Origin of the sequence: Longibacter salinarum (genome assembly GCF_002554795.1) — a bacterium.
GTDB classification, from domain to species: domain Bacteria; phylum Bacteroidota; class Rhodothermia; order Rhodothermales; family Salinibacteraceae; genus Longibacter; species Longibacter salinarum.
On sequence record NZ_PDEQ01000003.1, the window covers coordinates 63,346 to 79,789 of the forward strand.

Sequence of the window (16,444 nt, forward strand, 5' to 3'; positions counted from 1 at the left end):
CACGGATAGATTGAAAAACAAGAGGCAAGAGACCATCAGGTCTTTCCGGTGTCTGGTTGCCCGGAATTGCGAGGCATTAACGTCGGAAGGCTCACCGTGGCACCGGCCATCATCGGCTCCGACGCGATTGTTGTTTGCCGCGCACCCTATGAGGTCTCGGAGCGCACCAGGAAGATTCTCTCTGGCGTTGAGCGCGACATATTGATGAATGTTGATTATCGAATCCACGTGCTTTGCGTACGTTTGGCCGTGCATGTCTGGCAAAACAAAAATGCCCGCTGCCATGAGGCAACGAGCATTCGCAAAGCAGATCGGTCCGTCGATTGTACGATCACGCACACGGCGCAGAACGTTTAGTCGACTCCATTGAACGTCCGCATGGGGCTGGTCCGGTGTTGTGTTCTGTGAAACGTCACATCCGGGAAGCGTTCGGTGAGATAATCCTTTAGCAGCTGTTCGGTCATAGCTTCGGTTTCGTAATGGCCGGCATCGACAACGGCCATCTGGGCCTGACCGTCAGTGTCTAACACGTTGAAGTACTGGTGGTACGTGATGTCCGAGGTCACGTATGCGTCTGCACCTGCCTTACGGGCCGTTCCGATGAAGTCCGATCCGGCACCACCACAAACGGCGACGCGCTGGACCGAGCCCTCGGGGTCACCGGCCCAACGAAGGTTGCCGGCATTCAATCGTTCTTTGACCCTCGCGAGGAAGTGGTCCATGGACTCTGCTTCGTCGAGATGACCGATGGCACCCAGTCCAGCCTGGCTCGTCTTCCCTTTTATCGGGTAGACATCGTAGGCGACTTCTTCGTATGGATGGGCGGCCTTCAGCGCAGAGAGCACGGGCCGCAGACTCCATCGTTCCACCTGAACCTCGATGCGACGTTCGGATACGGACTGGAGGTCGCCCCCGGCTGTGCCGGTATGAGGGTTCGCAGCATCGCCCGGTTGAAAGTATCCATTTCCATCCGTTGCAAAGGCGCACGCGTCGTAGTCACCGATTTTGCCCGCACCGGCATCCGCGATGGCGGATCGAACGGCCTCAAAATGATCCTGTGGGACGAACGTCACCAGCTTAACCAGTGAGTCGTCAAACCCGTCCAGTAGATCGATGTCGCGGAGTCCCAGCTGCTCGGCGAGCGCAAACGAGACACCGCCCGGTGTCGCGTCCAGGTTTGTATGGATGCTATACAGGGCGACCTGCGCCTCCGCAAGCCGAAGCGCAAGGTTCGAAACGAACCCATCCGCCGTCACTGATGAGAGGCGTCGGAAGATGAGTGGGTGATGCGAGATGATCAGCTGAGCTCCCAACGCCTGTGCTTCGGCCAGTACCGCGGGTGTACAATCGAGGGCGATAAGGGCGGTGTCGACGTCGCGATGAGCGTCTCCCACCTGCAAACCGACGTTGTCGTAGTCCTGCGCGGAACCGGGAGGAGCCCAGGCTTCGAGAGGTTGGGCAAGATCACGGATGGTCGGCATAGTGAGTTGACAATCGGGGGAAAAGGGTGCGAGCAGTCAGGGGCTGGAGGGCTGTTACGCCGTTGATACGTTTTCCGAATGATATTGTCGGGATTGCCCAACCCGTGTCCTCACAGCAGCTCCGAGTTGGGAAGAGAAACGTTCGAACGTCCTTCTGCTAGGGAGTGGCGGGTCCGCCGAATCGAAGCCGTAGCGGATACCGACATTTTAACGTCAAAACGGTATGATGTGAGATGTCGGATGCGAATGGAGCGTACATCCCGTTAGAAAACGTCGCGTCCCGGCGGTCCAATCTCAACTCTTAGAGGTATTGATCGACCAGGGACACGAGGTCGCGCGCTTCGAACGGTTTCGCCAGGTACGCATCGAAGCCGCGGTTCAGAAGCTTCTCTCGATCGCCGGGCATCGCAATGGCGGTTACCGCGACCATTGGGGTGTCGGAATACCGATCTTTCCGTCGAAGTCGTTCTAGCACATCAACGCCGCTTCCGCCACTGCCCAGATTGATATCGATCAGAAAAAGATCAAACGATTCATTTGCTTCGGCGGTCACGTTCAGGGCTTCGGATGCACTACGAACGACCGTAAGATCGACGGCCTTATCGAGAAGATCTCGCACCAGAAAGATTGTGTTGTCGTTGTCTTCCACGAGGAGGACGCGCGCGTCCCCATCTTCCGGTGCGATTGCCTCTTCCGTATCGGGGGCGTCCTCCAGGCTGTGATTTTTGGTGATGGGGAAAGAGATCGTGAAGGTACTTCCGGTTCCGTGTTCCGTCTCCACTGAGATGCTTCCGCCCATCGCTTCGACGAGCTGCTTGGTAATCGCGAGGCCGAGCCCCGACCCCTCGTGCTCGCGTGTCAGTCCGTCGGATTCCTGGCGGAAGTCTTCGAACAGGTAGGGTTGAAAATCATTGCTTATGCCAATGCCTGTGTCGCGAACAGCGATCTGGATTTGCTCGTCCGGTCGATGATTCAACCTGGAGACGGAGACTTCTACCTCTCCGTCCTCCGTGAACTTAATCGCGTTGGAGATGAGGTTCTGCAGGGCCGAGTTCAGTGCACCGGCGTCCAGTTCAGCGATGGCATTTCGGGCACTGGGGTCGACACGGAAATCGAGCGAAAGTCCCTTGTCCTCCGCTCGCTCCCGAAAGAGCTCGACGACCTCAAACGCTTCGTCCGTTACGGAAACCGGCTGCAGGTCCACCTCCATGTTGCCGGCCTCTAACTTGGCGAGTGTTAGTAGAGACGATAGCGTGTCCATCAGACGGCTACCGGCCGACTTGATGCGCCGGATGTGCTCATCGAAATGACCACCATCACTCTTTGCACGGATGACATCGGCGAGCCCCAGGATCGCGGTGAGCGGCGTCCGAATCTCGTGACTCATGTTTGCGAGAAACGTGGATTTTGCCCGGCTGGCTGCCTCGGCTTCCTCTTTTGCGCTCTCGAGCGCATCGCGCTGGTGCTCGAGTTCACGCGTTTTCGTCTCCAGTGCCTGCGTGCGTTCCTGCACGCGCCGCTCCAGCGTCTCGTTCAGACGAACACGTTCCGTGATGTCGTTCTGGACGCCGATGTAGTTGACGAGCTTGCCGTCATTGTCGTACACAGGCGTTAGATAAAGCTCATTCCAAAACATCTCCCCGTCCTTCCGATAATTTCGGATCACAGCCCGGCAGTGTTCGCCTCGCTTCACGGCGTCTGCTAGCGTGCGGACCGCAGGCTGGTCATTATCGGTTGTGCCGTCGGGACGGATCTGGAGAAACCGGCAGTTGCGTCCAAGAATTTCGTCCTCATCGTACCCGGTCAGTTCCAGAAACCCCTGATTGATGTAAATTAGCGGGTTGTCGGGCTGATTCGGATCCGTGAGAACGATGGAGTTATTGGCTGCCTCGATCGACCGTTTCAAGAGGTCTTTCACTTCATCCTCCTGCTCAGGTAGGTCGATGCGATCATAAGAGGGGCGCGATTGCCCGGGATAAAAATCTCTATCGGAGGGCGACATATAAGGGAAAACTCAATCGAAATATGCGGAGCGCGATCGGTAACCCGGTGCTAGACTCAGGCTGAATCCGGGTTCTGGAAGGTAGATCTACGTCCGCCGTGAAACAAATAACGGAAATCCAATTCCGGTCGGTATTTCGGAAATCTCACGGTCTACTTGACGCGATAACCGCGAGACGTGAGCCCTACGATAGAAAGAGGCAAGGGGTTTTTAAAAGAGCGTGTGTCTACAGTAACGCATCGGCAACAATCGACGATTCATCCATCACATCCGAGGTGTAAGGAAGAGAACGTACAAAACGGCTGCCGTCCCGGCCCGAGGCCGGGCGGCACACCGGTGGGGTGATTTCTAGAAGGCAACCAGAGAGGGGTTGTTGGTCGCGTTGAAGTCGCACTCAATCGTCACCGAGGTCTCGGTTTGACCACTCGAAGACGACTCGATCACCGTACCCGGAATGGAAAACTCGCCGGCCACCGTGTTGCTCGTCGATTCGGTGATTTGGATTTCTCCCCCGTCCGAATAGTACGCTGTGAACGAACTCGTTTGCGTTGCGTCTACGAGGTAGATCCCAAAATTCGTGAAGGCTGTTCCCGTCTCTGAGTTGATTTCTACGACGTCGTACGTACCGGATCCCGGGCGCTGCCCCCGCCGAAAAATGAAGCCTGTTGCTGCAGTCTGAGTGGACTGGCTATTCGTTAATGCCACGGCAAAGCTCGTTTGACCCTGGTCATCCGTTACTTCTGCCCAGTATGCCAGGCCTTCGTATGTTTTATCAACGCCGTTCCCACTGATCGTCATCGTGAAAGAGGCATCGGCCTGCGCAGACCCGTTGTCTCCATCATTCGAGTCGCACGCAGTCAGGGAGACCACGATGAGGAGAGCCAGGGTGGCAGTTCGTAATAGGTGTAAGAGTGATCTGGTCGTCATATGCATGTTCGGATGCGGTTGTAGTAGGAGGGAGGACAATTACAAATTGCACAGCGCATGGTACGATAAAACATCGTACATGCACGCTGGCGGATGTTAGATGTATACGAGTCACGTCGATCGACATCCAGGAAGTCGATCAATAATCATCACACCACCCGGTGTTGAATATAGCGTATTCCTTACCCGGAAACGGCCAGCTATCAGGCCCGCGCTACGAAGGCTTCACTCGGAGTCGGTCTACGTTTATCTTTCAGCATTTGAACAAAACGCGCATTTAAGGTAAACATGCATTCGACATCTGATCCAGCAGCGAGACACTACAAGGTGCGATCTTCAGGCAGTACGACCGTGACTGCCCTGGTGCTCGTGATTACCCTTTTCGTTCTGGTTGTTGGGTGTCGCTACATGCACGGAGCGAATACGCCGTCACCAGCCGTCATTCCGGACTCTACGACGATTCTATGGACGGGGGCGGTTACATCAACCACGGCCCGCATCGTTGCCGGCACGGACTATAACCCCGCGGATGTTCGCCTGCACATTGACACGCTGTCAAGCTTCCGGTCCCCGGACACAATTCGTGGTATGCCGGCCGAGCGTGGTCGCATGCAAGATGATGCGTTGGCGGGGATCGTGCACTTCGATCTGAGCGATCTCCAACCAGGGACCCGCTATCACTACCGTCTGCTTGCACGAGGCGACGTTCTTCCTGAGCGTGTCGGAACGTTCACGACGTTCGACGACGGGCCGCAATCCTTCCGGGTGATCCTTGGAGGTTGCACCGAGACGGGATCACGACATCCCGTTTTCGACAGCATTCGTGTCGCATCGCCGGACCTGTTCCTTCATCTCGGCGACATGCATTACTCGGACATCGCGAGGCCGGAGCTGGAACGGTACAGGCAAGCCTACGCGACCGTGCACGCATCGCCGGAACAGTCGAGACTGTTTCGGTCTGTACCGCTGGCGTACATGTGGGATGACCACGATTATGGGCCGAACAACAGTTCGGGAGCCGCAGAGGTGCAGGACATTGCTCAGCGTGCCTATCGGGGACTGGTGCCCCACTACGCGCTGCCAGCCGGGACGACGGGGACCGTGCAGCAGGCGTTTTCGGTTGGCCGCGTCCACTTCATATTGTCGGATCTGCGATCGGCGCGAACGCGCAATGCCGCGCCCGACAACGCATCGAAAACGATGATGGGAGTGCAGCAGAAGAAATGGTTCAAGGACGAACTGCTTCGTGCCCGGGATGCAGCTGTCATCATCTGGGTGAGTTCCGTCCCATGGATCGCAAACGACCTACAGGAGAATGATCGCTGGAGCGGGTTTACGACGGAGCGGGCCGAACTGGCACGTTACATTGACTCGGTCGGGGTCGCATCGAAGCTCGTCATTGCGTCGGGAGATGCTCACATGGTCGCACTTGATGACGGCACAAACAACGTATACGGTCCCGGTGACGGCATCAGGACGCCGGTGGTGCAGGCCGCTGCGCTGGATCGGCGAGGATCCGCTAAGGGGGGACCGTACACCATCGGGCCCTACCCGAATCGATTTTCCCTACGTGGGGCCAACGACGGTCAGTACGTGCGAATGGACATCGAAGACGATGCGGGCGACGAGGTGTGCGTGACGTGGACCGGACGGCGATGGGCCTACGACGAACAGCGGATGACGGACCTATTCCGCTGGGAGCAGTGCTTTTCAGCAGAAGAGGCATCACCACGGTAGGGGGGAACGGCTGGGGGCGGCCTACGCTTCGTATTCTTGAATAATGGCCTCCGCACGAGCCTTCGCGTCGTCCGGCCAGTCTTCGATGTACTGGTAAAGAGAGGCGATCATGTCCGGGCGCTCGTCCGGCGAGGCGTCAGCGAGCTTTTGATCCATCTCATCGAGCCGCTGATCAAGCTTGCTTGCCGGGCGGACTTCGCCGGCGGACGGCGCGTTCGTTTCGCCACCCGAGGATGCGGACGGTCCCGTACCGCTCGTTGGAGTGAGGTGGGACGTTGCTACGCTTTCGGCATCACGCTCGTCTTCTTGCGGATCGATGTGCCGAGAGGAGGCGCTGGCCATGGTGTCGACATCATCATGTGACCCAGCTTCTGACGTCGGTCCGTCAGCCTGCCGCATTTCGTCGGTGGTGTAAAGACCGCTGGTCTGATTCGGGAAGGCCTTGCGCAGGCCAAGCGCCTCCGCGCACTTCGCAAGCATATGCGGCCCCATTTTATCCCACATGAACGTTGGGTTACCGCGCCGATTCGTTGAAACGTAATCGCTCCACCGCGCGACGGCCCAAAGCGGCTCCCGAAAATCGGAGCGCATAATGCCTACCTTTGCTGCTGCAGGCGGAGCGTCGTCCAGCCACACCTCTTTCCAGTCGCCATCGCGGCCGCACCAGAAGGGACCTTTTTGGCCGGCATACTTACCGGTGCGCTCTGCGATCAGGCGGAGTCCATCGATGGACACCTGAATGTCCATGACCTCGCGCCCTTCCCGGCTATCCCACCGTTGAATGGCGTAGATCTGCCGGGCAAACGGGTCGAGACCGGTTCGCTCGCACTGGCGGACGAAAAGCTCGAACTCTTCGTCCGTAGCACCCTTGCAGATGGTACGACGCAGAAGGTCGAGGTCGTCGTCGCTGAAGGTCGAACTCCCACCGGTGGAATCGTCGGCTGACGTACGCTCAGGGACGTCGTCGGGAGCGGGTTGATTGGACATCGGGACGGGGGTCATCACAGAGCGTTCCATTGCCAGATCCTACTTTTTGCAAAACGGGTCAGGAGAGCGATCTATCCGCTCGGCTCGTAACGAGGCTGGGGGATCGCCCTAACATGATAAACATGAGGGGTGACACCCTTGTGTCATGGCTAAACGTCCCCCGAAATTATGCTCTGACCCGAGTGATGACCGGTTCTATTCTGTCGTCAAGAGCGTCACCACGACAGGGAGGTGATCGCTGAACCGTGCGAGTTCGGCGTCCGAGAGCGGCCGCGCCACGCGTGCTGATCCAGGGACCAGTTCGGGCTGCGTGTTTTCATTGATCAGAATGTAGTCCAGCTGCCGTTCCGGGTTGTCGGACGGGTGCGTGAACGTGGGGCGTCCGTGGAGCGGATCGATGAACGTGGCGTTCCACTCACCGGTATCTTGTTGCATCGATCCAGGTGCCGGACGGTCCGAGTCGTTGAGTAGAAGCCGGAGTTCGGGGCTATCGGACAAGCTGTTGAGGTCGCCGGCCACGAGAATATTGGCGTCCGGTGTCGTGGCGAGAAGGTCGTTGAATCGTTCGTGGAGGAGGCGGACCTGACCCACGCGCCAGCCTCGATCTCTATCGTCGCGCCCGGCCTTCAAATGCGCACCCACGAGGTGAACCGTGTAGTCCGGGCGGGCATGGACGGTAGCCCGCCAGATCCGATTATTCGTGAGGGACTGCGCCGCGGGCTCTCCCTCGTCGGTTGTAATGCCCTCGATGGGCGTAACGACATCCGAGTAGCTTTCCACGACGCCAAGGGGTACACGACTCATGAGCACGACATTCTGGAACCAGTCGGGACTCTCCGTTGCGGTAAAGAACTGGTATCCCATGTCGCTGAGGTGCTCCTCGGCGATGGACTGTGCGAACGCTTCACTTTCGATTTCCTGTAAAACGACGATGTCGGCGTCGAGCGCACGCACACCTCGGATGAAGAGCTTGAACCGCGCGTACATGTCGTCCGGAGGCGAGTTCTCCCACTCGTTGTCGATGTACGGGTTGTCGTATTCGTCGACGAAGTTTTCGACATTCCACGTGGCAACCGTGAGCGAATCGTCGGCAGGGAAGTCGTAGCCCGGTGGTACGGTCGCTACGCCCGGAATATTCGCCGTGCCGGATGGCGAGTCGGTCGTGGAGAAGACGCCACTACAACCGGATACGGTCGCCGCGATCAGAAGGACGAGGCCAATGAATGGGAGGGGGCTCCAGTTTGTGGCGCGAGCAAACGGCGTCATATTCTGTAGAGAAAAATGAGGGGGAAGGACGGAGTTGCAGGTACCTGTTCGTCCGTCGCCGTGTGGGATGTCCATGCTTGGCGTGAATCAGAGTGGAAAAGTAATCCGAGTCGAACCTCGGGCGTCGCTTTTTGCTTCCGAACGAGAGAGATGCGGCAACCTGCAGGCATAACGTACGTAACGCCGGTGCCGTCTTCCAGCATACAATTGATTCATGTGTTGTGACCGTTTTTATCGCTCTCGGCTCGAATATGGATGACCGGATGGGACACCTTCGGTTAGCGGTTAACGGGCTGGAGGCAGCGGGGGCGACAATTCGTGGCGCGTCTCCCGTGTATCGGAGTGAGGCTCTCACGCTTGATCCGGAGGAGGTGCAGCCGGACTACCTGAATGCGGTGCTGGAGATTCGAACCGACCGGTCGCCGCACGATCTGCTCGCCCTGGCCAAACGGATCGAGCAGGATGCCGGCCGCGACCTTTCAGCCAGGCGGTGGTCACCCCGTCCACTCGACATTGACCTGCTGGTTGCTGGTCGAGCCCAGATCTCCGATGACGATCTGGTTGTGCCTCATCCACGGCTTGCAGAGCGACGCTTCGTGCTACAGCCGTGGTCGGACCTCGCCCCGAACCTGGTCGTCCCGCCGCCGTTCGACGATACGGTTTCGGCTCTACTCGACCGATGCCCGGACGCGGGCTCACTGACGCTCGACGTGCGTACCTGGCTCCCCGAGTTCAGTGCCTGAGTGCTGCAGAGCCAGCCCCTGTATTGTACCGGACACCCCCTGTCTCTCTCGTCTCCCCAACCGCATGCCCGACCGATCCTCGCCGTCCGTATCGCTTCCCGATGACCTCGGGTACCTCGTCATCGAAGGGGTGATCGGCGCTGGAAAGACGACGCTCGCGCAGCTCCTCACCGAAGCCGTCGATGGCCGCATCGTGCTGGAGCAGTTCAAGGAAAACCCTTTTCTCGAGCGTTTCTACGAGAACAAGGATCGATGGGCGTTTCAAACCGAGCTTACGTTCCTCGCCAGCCGGTTCAAGCAGCAAAAAGATCTGGGGGCCCGCGACCTGTTTCACCGCATCGTGGTGAGCGATTACGCGTTTGATAAGAACCGTATCTTCGCGCACCAGACGCTATCCGGGGACGAGCTGCAGCTGTTTGAGACGTTGTACAGCATCATGGAGCCGAACGTCCCGACGCCAGACCTTATCGTCTACCTGCAGTCTTCGCCCGAGAGGCTGATGGAAAACATCCGGAAGCGTGATCGCTCCTACGAGCGGTCGATGGATCCGGCCTATATCCAGAGCCTGCACGAAGCGTACGATCATTATTTCCGGACGTATCGGAAGACGCCGCTTCTGATCGTAAACGCTGCGGAGATCGATTTCGTCGAGCATGAAAAAGATCTGGAGGTATTGCTGCACCACATCGCCAATGCGGATCTCGATGGGACGACGTACGTGGATCCAGTTGTTGAGCGGTCGTAATCGTGACGTCACCGAACTCCTGCCGGGTCAATACGTGACAGCCGGCAATTTGTAGAACTTCTTGCCCCATACTCCGATGGCTTCCATGGAGTACATTTTCTTTGCCGTCATTTTTTACTTCATCATGCAGGCGGCAAGCAACCTCGTAGTGATTATGCGCGGCCAGCACGGCACGCCGATTGAGGAAGATCGGTCGCACGGATGGCAGGGACCGTCCCCGCGTCAGTATACCGGAAGTGAGCGGGGGTCCGTTCGCTACTGGGACGACGTACGGGATGCTCAGTGGAAAGACGTATCCGACTAACGCACTGCCGCATCTATGTCGCTGCGGTTGCGCGCGGAGCCGGGTCTAGCGCGTTTCCTCGCCAAACGTAAAGGTTATGGTCGTTCGGGTCGGCACGGGCTCGCCGTTGTCCTGGGCGGGGCGGAAGACGGACCGACGAGCGGCGGAGAGAGCCGACTCCTCGATGCCATACCCCAGCGAAGAGACGAGCTTTGTTCGGGATCCATTAACTCTTTCGCGACGAAGAACAGTCGCATCTGTGACACGTCCCTGCTCGTTGACGTCCACCTCGACAACCACACGGGCGCGAACGTCTGCTTTTCGCGCAGAGGCAGGGTATTCTGGTTGAACCGTTCGGAAAAGACGAGCGCTCACACTTGTCGAGCGGGCCGCGGTCGGACCCGTGGCGCCTTCCTGAATGGTCGCATCCTCTCCCGGCTCGTCGATGACGAGATTGCTCGAGCCGTCGAATTCGACCTCGACAATAATATCTTGCGGCACGACGATGGGAGGAAGTGGCGCCGGTGGAGGTGGCTTCAGATCCTGCGAATGGTTTGTCGGTTGGATCTCCTCGATCTGAACGAAGTCAGTTGCCTGATCCCGGTAAGGCAGTTCCGACGGGACGGAGACAAAGGTAGGCCACCACCAGACGAGTGCTGTCATGACGATCAGCACCCCGGTCGTGGACCCCAGGATGTGAAGTCGGTACGACTCATTTCTGTGCGATACAGAAGACATAGCAGTAATATACCATTCACACACTACCGCGTACACCTTTGAACGGGCTTTAAGTTTCTTTCAGGGGCGACTGGCGACGGGGGAAGGCAGGTTGGTCAAGTGGGTGCGAACGTTTGGCGAACACGTGTTCAATGTGCTAAAAGGACCGGAGGGAAGGCAAAGATTACGAAACCATTCCCATTCGCGGACATTTCTTGCAAGAGAAAATCGGCAACCCCCCTCGCTCTTCGTTGACATCGCCGATGTCACCCGGCATTTTGCCCGACTTGTTGTTATGTGATGATCCGGTGGGCCCACCGCTGGCCCCGGTCGAGTTGATGATTCTCATCATCTCGTCGTCCGGCCCCGTTTCCCGTTCCGGTTCGTCTCATCGTTCCGCCTTCCCGCTTTCGTCCGTGGGGAGGCATTTTTATGTCTTGCCATTCCGGAACCAGAGCCGCGCATCGATCCAACCTACGCCGCTTCCATGACCGCTTCGACTGACACTCCCGTTCCCGCCAAACTCGCGCTTTCCGATGGAACCGTCGTAACCGGTGAGTCCATCGGTCATCGGGGCCTCGCCGGAGGAGAGTTGTGCTTCAATACGAGCATGACCGGGTACCAGGAAATCATGACTGATCCGTCGTACGTCGGGCAGCTCATGATGATGACGTACCCGCATATCGGAAACTACGCCGCCACGTTCGATCACGACGAGGCGGATGCCCCGATGGTGGCCGGGTTCATCGTGCGCCAGTTCACGCGCCGCCCGTCGAATCCGCAGGCGGACGAGACGCTCGACGCGTACATGCGCCGCCACGAGCTCGTCGGCATCTCGGGGGTCGATACGCGCATGCTCGTTCGCCACATCCGCGACAAGGGGGTGATGAATGCGGTAATCTCGTCGGAGGAGCTTGACGACGAGGTCCTCGTGCAGAAAGCGAAAGACTGGCCAAGCATGGACGGCCTGGATCTCGCGTCGGAGATTGGCGTCAACGAGCCTACCACCTTCTGCGAGGGCGATGGGCCAACCATTGTCGTGTACGATTACGGCGTAAAGCGAAACATTCTGCGGTCCTTCCGGCAACGTGGCTGCACCGTCCACGTCGTCCCGGGGAGTACGCCCGTTGACGACGCCATGGCATATGACCCGGATGGCATCTTTCTTTCGAATGGGCCCGGCGACCCGCGCGCAATGCCCGACGCGATCGAGCGGACCAGCCGGTTGATCGAGACGGGACGACCACTGTTCGGAATCTGTCTCGGACACCAGCTGCTCTCGCTTGCCCAGGGCTTCGACGTCTACAAAATGTTTGTCGGACATCGCGGTGCCAACCACCCTGTCCAGAATCTCGATACCGGCAAGGTCGAGGTGACGACGCAGAACCACGGATTTGCCGTGGACCCGGACACCATCGACGAGGCGAAGGCCCGCATTACCCACGTGAACCTGAATGACGATACCGTGGAGGGCATGCGCTTCAAGACCTTCGCCGGTCTGTCGCTACAGTATCACCCCGAGGCGTCGCCCGGTCCGCACGATAGTCAGTACCTGTTTGACGAGTTCATGTCGATGATTGCTGCGGAGCGCAACATCGAGATCGCTCCTCCGCCAGAGTCTCGTAGTCCGGTAAACGCCTGATCTTTCGTCGGGACGCCCAATCCTGATTCGCCCCACGATTTCTCGCCTGCCCTATGATGTCACCGTCTAGTTCGAATCTCGCACTGCCCGTAGCGGCCACGTCGCGTCGCACCGTCATCAGCTTTCTCATTGCGTCCGCTGCGGCGCTCACACTGGTGCTTTCCGCATGCGGCGGGTCGAAGAAGACGGCGGAAGGGCTCGAGATGTACATTGCCGATTCCGTTGACACTCCGCCGAAGATTATCGGTGGGATGAACAAAGTCTACGAGCTGACCACGTATCCACAGGACGCACAGGAAGTGGACGCCTACGGAACGGTCTGGGTGCGAGGGATCGTGACGGTCCGGGGGCACGCAACGCGGCTCCGCATTGTGCAGGGCGGCCACCGGTCGCTTGAGCGCGTGGCTCTCGACGTTGTAAGCCAGCTGACGTTCGAACCGGCCAAGATCGACAAAGGACCCGTACCGTCGGAGGTCGAAATCCCTGTCACGTTCCCGCCACCAAAGCCGGAGGACGAATCCTGAGTTCTATTCATCGACCCGTGCGGCGTTTTACGCGGCATCTACGCCGCCGGGACTGAAGCACCGTACCACGTTTGCCTTCCTCACCGCTCTCTTTACCCGAAACTGTAGCTCATGCCGAAGCGCACCGACATCGAAACCATCCTTCTCATCGGCTCCGGACCGATCGTCATTGGTCAGGCGTGCGAGTTTGACTATTCCGGTAGTCAGGCGTCCCGCGCGCTGATGGACGAAGGATATCGCGTGGTGCTGGTCAACTCGAATCCGGCGACCATCATGACCGATCCGATGACGGCGGACGAGGTCTACCTGAAAGACCTCACGACCGAGTCGATCCGCGAGATCGTCGAGAAAGAGCAGCCGGATGCGGTCCTCCCGACGATGGGCGGGCAGACGGCGCTAAATCTGGCGCAGGACCTCAAAGATGAAGGGTTCTGGGAAGAGCGCGGCATCGACGTTATCGGCGTCGACATTGACGCGGTGCGGCGAACGGAGGACCGGCAGGAGTTCCGGAACCTGATGGAAGAAATCGGCCTGGACCAGGGGCGGAGTCAGACGGCGAAGAGTCTGCTCGAGGCGAAAGAAATTACGCAGGACCTAGGCGGTATTCCCGTCGTCATTCGCCCGTCGTACACACTGGGAGGAAGCGGTGGCGGCATCGTCTGGACGGCCGACGAGTTTGAGTCGAAGGTTACACGCGGGCTGGAGATGAGTCCGGTGCACCAGGTTCTGATCGAGGAGTGCCTCTTTGGCTGGAAGGAGTACGAGCTGGAGCTTCTGCGCGACAACAACGACAATGTGATCATCATCGCGTCGATCGAAAATATCGACCCGATGGGAGTTCATACTGGGGACTCAGTCACAGTCGCGCCGCAGCAGACGCTGACGGATCGGCAGTACCAGCGTATGCGCGACGCTGCGATCCTCGCAATGAACTCGATCGGCACCTTCGCTGGCGGATGCAACATCCAGTTTGCCGTGGAGCCCGAAACCGGTCGGATGATCGTCATCGAAATTAATCCGCGGGTGTCGCGCTCCTCGGCTTTGGCTTCGAAGGCGACGGGATACCCGATCGCGAAGGTGGCAGCGAAGCTCGCCGTCGGATACACGCTGGACGAGCTCCCGAATGAGATTACCGGCACGACCAGTGCCTGCTTCGAGCCGTCGCTCGATTACGTCGTCACGAAAATCCCGCGCTTTAACTTTGAGAAGTTCGAAGGGGTGGACGAAGAGCTGACGACCCAGATGAAGGCGGTGGGAGAGGTCATGTCCATCGGGCGGACCTTTCCGGAAAGCCTGCAGAAAGCGTGGCAGAGTCTGGAGATCGGCTACGCCGGTCTGGGTGCTGATCGGCCGGATGCCGACCGTGACTACGTGCGCGAGCGGCTCCAAAAGCCACACTGGGATCATCTGCTTCACGTGCGACACGCCTTCCGCTACGGCACGAGCGTGGAGGAAGTGCACGACGTGACGAAGATCGACCCGTGGTTCCTCAACCAGGTGCAGGACCTCGTGGATGTGGAAGACTCGATTCGGGAGACGCCACTTGAGGAGATTGATGCCGCCATGATACGGCACATCAAGCGCCATGGATTCTCCGATGAGCAGATTGCCTACCTCGTGCCGGATGAGGTCGACGACCACGTTGTACGCGACTACCGGAAGCAGCTCGGCGTCAGCCCGACGTTTCAACTCGTCGATACGTGCGCAGGTGAGTTTCCCGCTCAAACGCCCTACTTTTATTCGAGCTACGAAACGTTCAACGAGAGCGACGTCACCGACGAGAAGAAGGTGCTGATCCTCGGCTCCGGGCCCAACCGGATCGGGCAGGGCATCGAATTCGACTACTCCTGCGTCCACGGCGTCCACGCCGCACGCGAGCTCGGGTACGAAGCGCTCATGCTGAACTGCAACCCCGAGACCGTCTCGACCGATTTCGATGTCGCCGACAAGCTCTACTTCGAGCCGGTGTTCTGGGAGCGCGTCCTGGACGTGATCGACCACGAGCAGCCGGAAGGGGTTATCCTGCAGCTCGGCGGTCAGACGGCGCTGAAGCTGGGTGAGCGGTTCGTCGAGGAGGGAATCAAGATCTTCGGTACGAGCCACGAGAAGATGGAGCTGGCCGAAGACCGCGGCAAGTTCTCCGACGTGCTCCGCGACCTCGACATCCCGTTCCCGCCGTACGGGATGGCGAAGACGGTGAAGGAAGCGGTCAATGTCGCTGACGACATCGGCTACCCCATCTTGATCCGCCCGAGTTACGTTCTTGGCGGACAGGGTATGCGCATCGCCATCAACCGGGACGAAGTGGCCGAGTACGTCGACAACATCCTGTCGATCTTCCCCGGTAACCACATTTTGCTTGACCGATTCCTCGAAGACGCCATCGAGATTGACGTCGACTCCGTCTGCGATGGAGAGGAGGTTTGGGTCACGGGCATCATGCAGCACATCGAGCCGGCCGGCGTACACTCCGGCGACTCCACGGCCGTCCTTCCGCCGTACAGCCTTTCGCAAGAGGTCCAGGACACGATCCGCGAATACGTGCGCAAGATCGCGCTTGAGCTCGATGCGATCGGTCTTCTGAACGTGCAGATGGTGATCAAGGACGGGGAGGTGTTCGTCATCGAAGCCAACCCGCGTGCGTCACGGACGGTACCGTTTGTCGCCAAGGCGACCGGCATTCCCATCTCGAATATCGCGACGCAAGTCATGCTCGGCGAGAAGATCTCCACGTTCCGCGAGAAAGGGAGGCTGGAGTCTAGCCTAGAAGGCTTTGCAATCAAGGAGCCGGTCTTCTCCTGGGACAAATTCCCCGAGGTGCCGAAGGAGTTGGGGCCGGAGATGAAATCGACGGGCGAGGCGATCGCCTTCGTCGATTCACTCACTGATAAACACTTCGCTCAGCCGTACGAAATGAAAGATCTCTACCTTTCGCGGTAAAGATGTCTTTCGGACCTGAAGGAACGTATGGAGCGGGGCGTCGGACTTGGCTGTGGGCTCCCCGACGCAACGAGAACGTACGGATGATGCTGTCCCATCACCTGCGGTCTCATCTCCAGGGCCTCGCGATAAAGCGAGTCGACAGCGGGGTAATCGCCTTCGCGATCCTCTTCGCAAAGACGCTCCACCAGGGGCGTCACTTCGCTGGGAGAATTGAGCACGGGGAGCAGCAGCGTTCTGAAAACCAGCGGAGGGACGCAGGATTTCTACGCCCATCGGCGGGCGGACCGTGGACAAACGACGAGGTGGCGATCTCGGTCGCATGAGCGGTACCCCGACAGTTCTTCCACAACGGAAATATTGGCGGACCCAGTTGTCACGATAATGTAACTGCCGCCGAATGAGCTATACTCCGCCGATGTGCCTGACCCATTCGACGGTGATTTCTTG

The 16,444-nt window shown here is 58.7% G+C and carries 14 protein-coding genes; 8 read left to right on the forward strand and 6 right to left on the reverse strand.

Features of this window, described 5'->3' with window-relative positions:
* Positions 1 to 353 precede the first annotated feature (353 nt).
* The 3 genes from CRI94_RS06640 to CRI94_RS06650 form a co-directional block, all read right to left on the reverse strand.
* Complete coding sequence (locus tag CRI94_RS06640) at positions 354 to 1,481, reverse strand: Nif3-like dinuclear metal center hexameric protein (protein WP_098074909.1); 1,128 nt, start codon at positions 1,479 to 1,481, stop codon at positions 354 to 356.
* A 301-nt stretch (positions 1,482 to 1,782) separates the two neighbouring features.
* A complete protein-coding gene (locus CRI94_RS06645) occupies positions 1,783 to 3,483 on the reverse strand; it encodes an ATP-binding protein (protein WP_098074910.1) in 1,701 nt (566 codons plus the stop codon).
* A 348-nt stretch (positions 3,484 to 3,831) separates the two neighbouring features.
* Complete coding sequence (locus CRI94_RS06650) at positions 3,832 to 4,353, reverse strand: hypothetical protein (RefSeq protein WP_098074911.1); 522 nt, start codon at positions 4,351 to 4,353, stop codon at positions 3,832 to 3,834.
* Between the two features lie 408 nt (positions 4,354 to 4,761).
* Here CRI94_RS06650 and CRI94_RS06655 point away from each other — a divergent pair, with 408 nt between their 5' ends.
* Positions 4,762 to 6,147, forward strand: a complete 1,386-nt coding sequence (locus tag CRI94_RS06655; protein WP_179862188.1) for an alkaline phosphatase D family protein — start codon at positions 4,762 to 4,764, stop codon at positions 6,145 to 6,147.
* Positions 6,148 to 6,168: 21 nt separating this feature from the next.
* On the opposite strand, the gene bet is transcribed toward CRI94_RS06655, so the two are convergent.
* Both bet and CRI94_RS06665 read right to left on the reverse strand, forming a co-directional pair.
* On the reverse strand, positions 6,169 to 7,134 hold the full coding sequence (gene bet, locus CRI94_RS06660) for a phage recombination protein Bet (RefSeq protein WP_098075230.1): 966 nt from the start codon (positions 7,132 to 7,134) through the stop codon (positions 6,169 to 6,171).
* A 195-nt stretch (positions 7,135 to 7,329) separates the two neighbouring features.
* Positions 7,330 to 8,400: an endonuclease/exonuclease/phosphatase family protein gene (locus CRI94_RS06665; RefSeq protein ID WP_179862189.1), complete on the reverse strand. Its 1,071-nt coding sequence runs from the start codon at positions 8,398 to 8,400 to the stop codon at positions 7,330 to 7,332.
* Between the two features lie 221 nt (positions 8,401 to 8,621).
* Here CRI94_RS06665 and folK point away from each other — a divergent pair, with 221 nt between their 5' ends.
* The 3 genes from folK (at position 8,622) to CRI94_RS06680 (ending at position 10,192) form a co-directional block, all read left to right on the forward strand.
* The gene (gene folK / locus CRI94_RS06670; RefSeq protein WP_245846100.1) at positions 8,622 to 9,143 is read left to right on the forward strand and encodes a 2-amino-4-hydroxy-6-hydroxymethyldihydropteridine diphosphokinase; all 522 of its coding nucleotides are present in this window, start codon (positions 8,622 to 8,624) and stop codon (positions 9,141 to 9,143) included.
* Positions 9,144 to 9,207: 64 nt separating this feature from the next.
* Positions 9,208 to 9,888 carry a deoxynucleoside kinase gene (locus tag CRI94_RS06675; RefSeq protein ID WP_098074915.1) on the forward strand — a complete coding sequence of 227 codons (681 nt, stop codon included), beginning with the start codon at positions 9,208 to 9,210 and terminating at the stop codon, positions 9,886 to 9,888.
* Between the two features lie 76 nt (positions 9,889 to 9,964).
* Complete coding sequence (locus CRI94_RS06680) at positions 9,965 to 10,192, forward strand: hypothetical protein (RefSeq protein WP_143815324.1); 228 nt, start codon at positions 9,965 to 9,967, stop codon at positions 10,190 to 10,192.
* Positions 10,193 to 10,237: 45 nt separating this feature from the next.
* Here CRI94_RS06680 and CRI94_RS06685 read toward each other — a convergent pair whose 3' ends face one another.
* Positions 10,238 to 10,909, reverse strand: a complete 672-nt coding sequence (locus CRI94_RS06685) for an energy transducer TonB (protein WP_098074917.1) — start codon at positions 10,907 to 10,909, stop codon at positions 10,238 to 10,240.
* 466 nt (positions 10,910 to 11,375) lie between these two features.
* On the opposite strand from CRI94_RS06685, the gene carA reads away from it, so the two are divergent.
* From carA to CRI94_RS17645, 4 genes are all read left to right on the forward strand, one after another.
* Positions 11,376 to 12,530 (forward strand): glutamine-hydrolyzing carbamoyl-phosphate synthase small subunit, encoded by a 1,155-nt coding sequence (gene carA, locus CRI94_RS06690; RefSeq protein ID WP_098074918.1) that lies wholly within the window; start codon positions 11,376 to 11,378, stop codon positions 12,528 to 12,530.
* A 53-nt stretch (positions 12,531 to 12,583) separates the two neighbouring features.
* Entirely contained in the window at positions 12,584 to 13,054 is a 471-nt protein-coding gene (locus CRI94_RS06695; RefSeq protein WP_098074919.1) for an energy transducer TonB, read from the forward strand.
* Positions 13,055 to 13,165: 111 nt separating this feature from the next.
* On the forward strand, positions 13,166 to 15,994 hold the full coding sequence (gene carB, locus CRI94_RS06700; RefSeq protein WP_098074920.1) for a carbamoyl-phosphate synthase large subunit: 2,829 nt from the start codon (positions 13,166 to 13,168) through the stop codon (positions 15,992 to 15,994).
* 83 nt (positions 15,995 to 16,077) lie between these two features.
* On the forward strand, positions 16,078 to 16,320 hold the full coding sequence (locus CRI94_RS17645; RefSeq protein WP_098074921.1) for a hypothetical protein: 243 nt from the start codon (positions 16,078 to 16,080) through the stop codon (positions 16,318 to 16,320).
* The last annotated feature ends 124 nt before the right edge of the window (positions 16,321 to 16,444 follow it).

Excerpts from the sequence above, each read along its gene's own strand:
- CRI94_RS06640 (WP_098074909.1), bottom strand. The coding sequence starts at position 1,481 with ATGCCGACCATCCGTGATCTTGCCCAACCTCTCGAAGCCTGGGCTCCT.
- CRI94_RS06645 (WP_098074910.1), bottom strand. The coding sequence starts at position 3,483 with ATGTCGCCCTCCGATAGAGATTTTTATCCCGGGCAATCGCGCCCCTCT.
- bet (WP_098075230.1), bottom strand. The coding sequence starts at position 7,134 with ATGTCCAATCAACCCGCTCCCGACGACGTCCCTGAGCGTACGTCAGCC.
- CRI94_RS06665 (WP_179862189.1), bottom strand. The coding sequence starts at position 8,400 with ATGACGCCGTTTGCTCGCGCCACAAACTGGAGCCCCCTCCCATTCATT.
- CRI94_RS06675 (WP_098074915.1), top strand. The coding sequence starts at position 9,208 with ATGCCCGACCGATCCTCGCCGTCCGTATCGCTTCCCGATGACCTCGGG.
- CRI94_RS06680 (WP_143815324.1), top strand. The coding sequence starts at position 9,965 with ATGGCTTCCATGGAGTACATTTTCTTTGCCGTCATTTTTTACTTCATC.
- CRI94_RS06685 (WP_098074917.1), bottom strand. The coding sequence starts at position 10,909 with ATGTCTTCTGTATCGCACAGAAATGAGTCGTACCGACTTCACATCCTG.
- carA (WP_098074918.1), top strand. The coding sequence starts at position 11,376 with ATGACCGCTTCGACTGACACTCCCGTTCCCGCCAAACTCGCGCTTTCC.
- CRI94_RS06695 (WP_098074919.1), top strand. The coding sequence starts at position 12,584 with ATGATGTCACCGTCTAGTTCGAATCTCGCACTGCCCGTAGCGGCCACG.
- carB (WP_098074920.1), top strand. The coding sequence starts at position 13,166 with ATGCCGAAGCGCACCGACATCGAAACCATCCTTCTCATCGGCTCCGGA.
- CRI94_RS17645 (WP_098074921.1), top strand. The coding sequence starts at position 16,078 with ATGATGCTGTCCCATCACCTGCGGTCTCATCTCCAGGGCCTCGCGATA.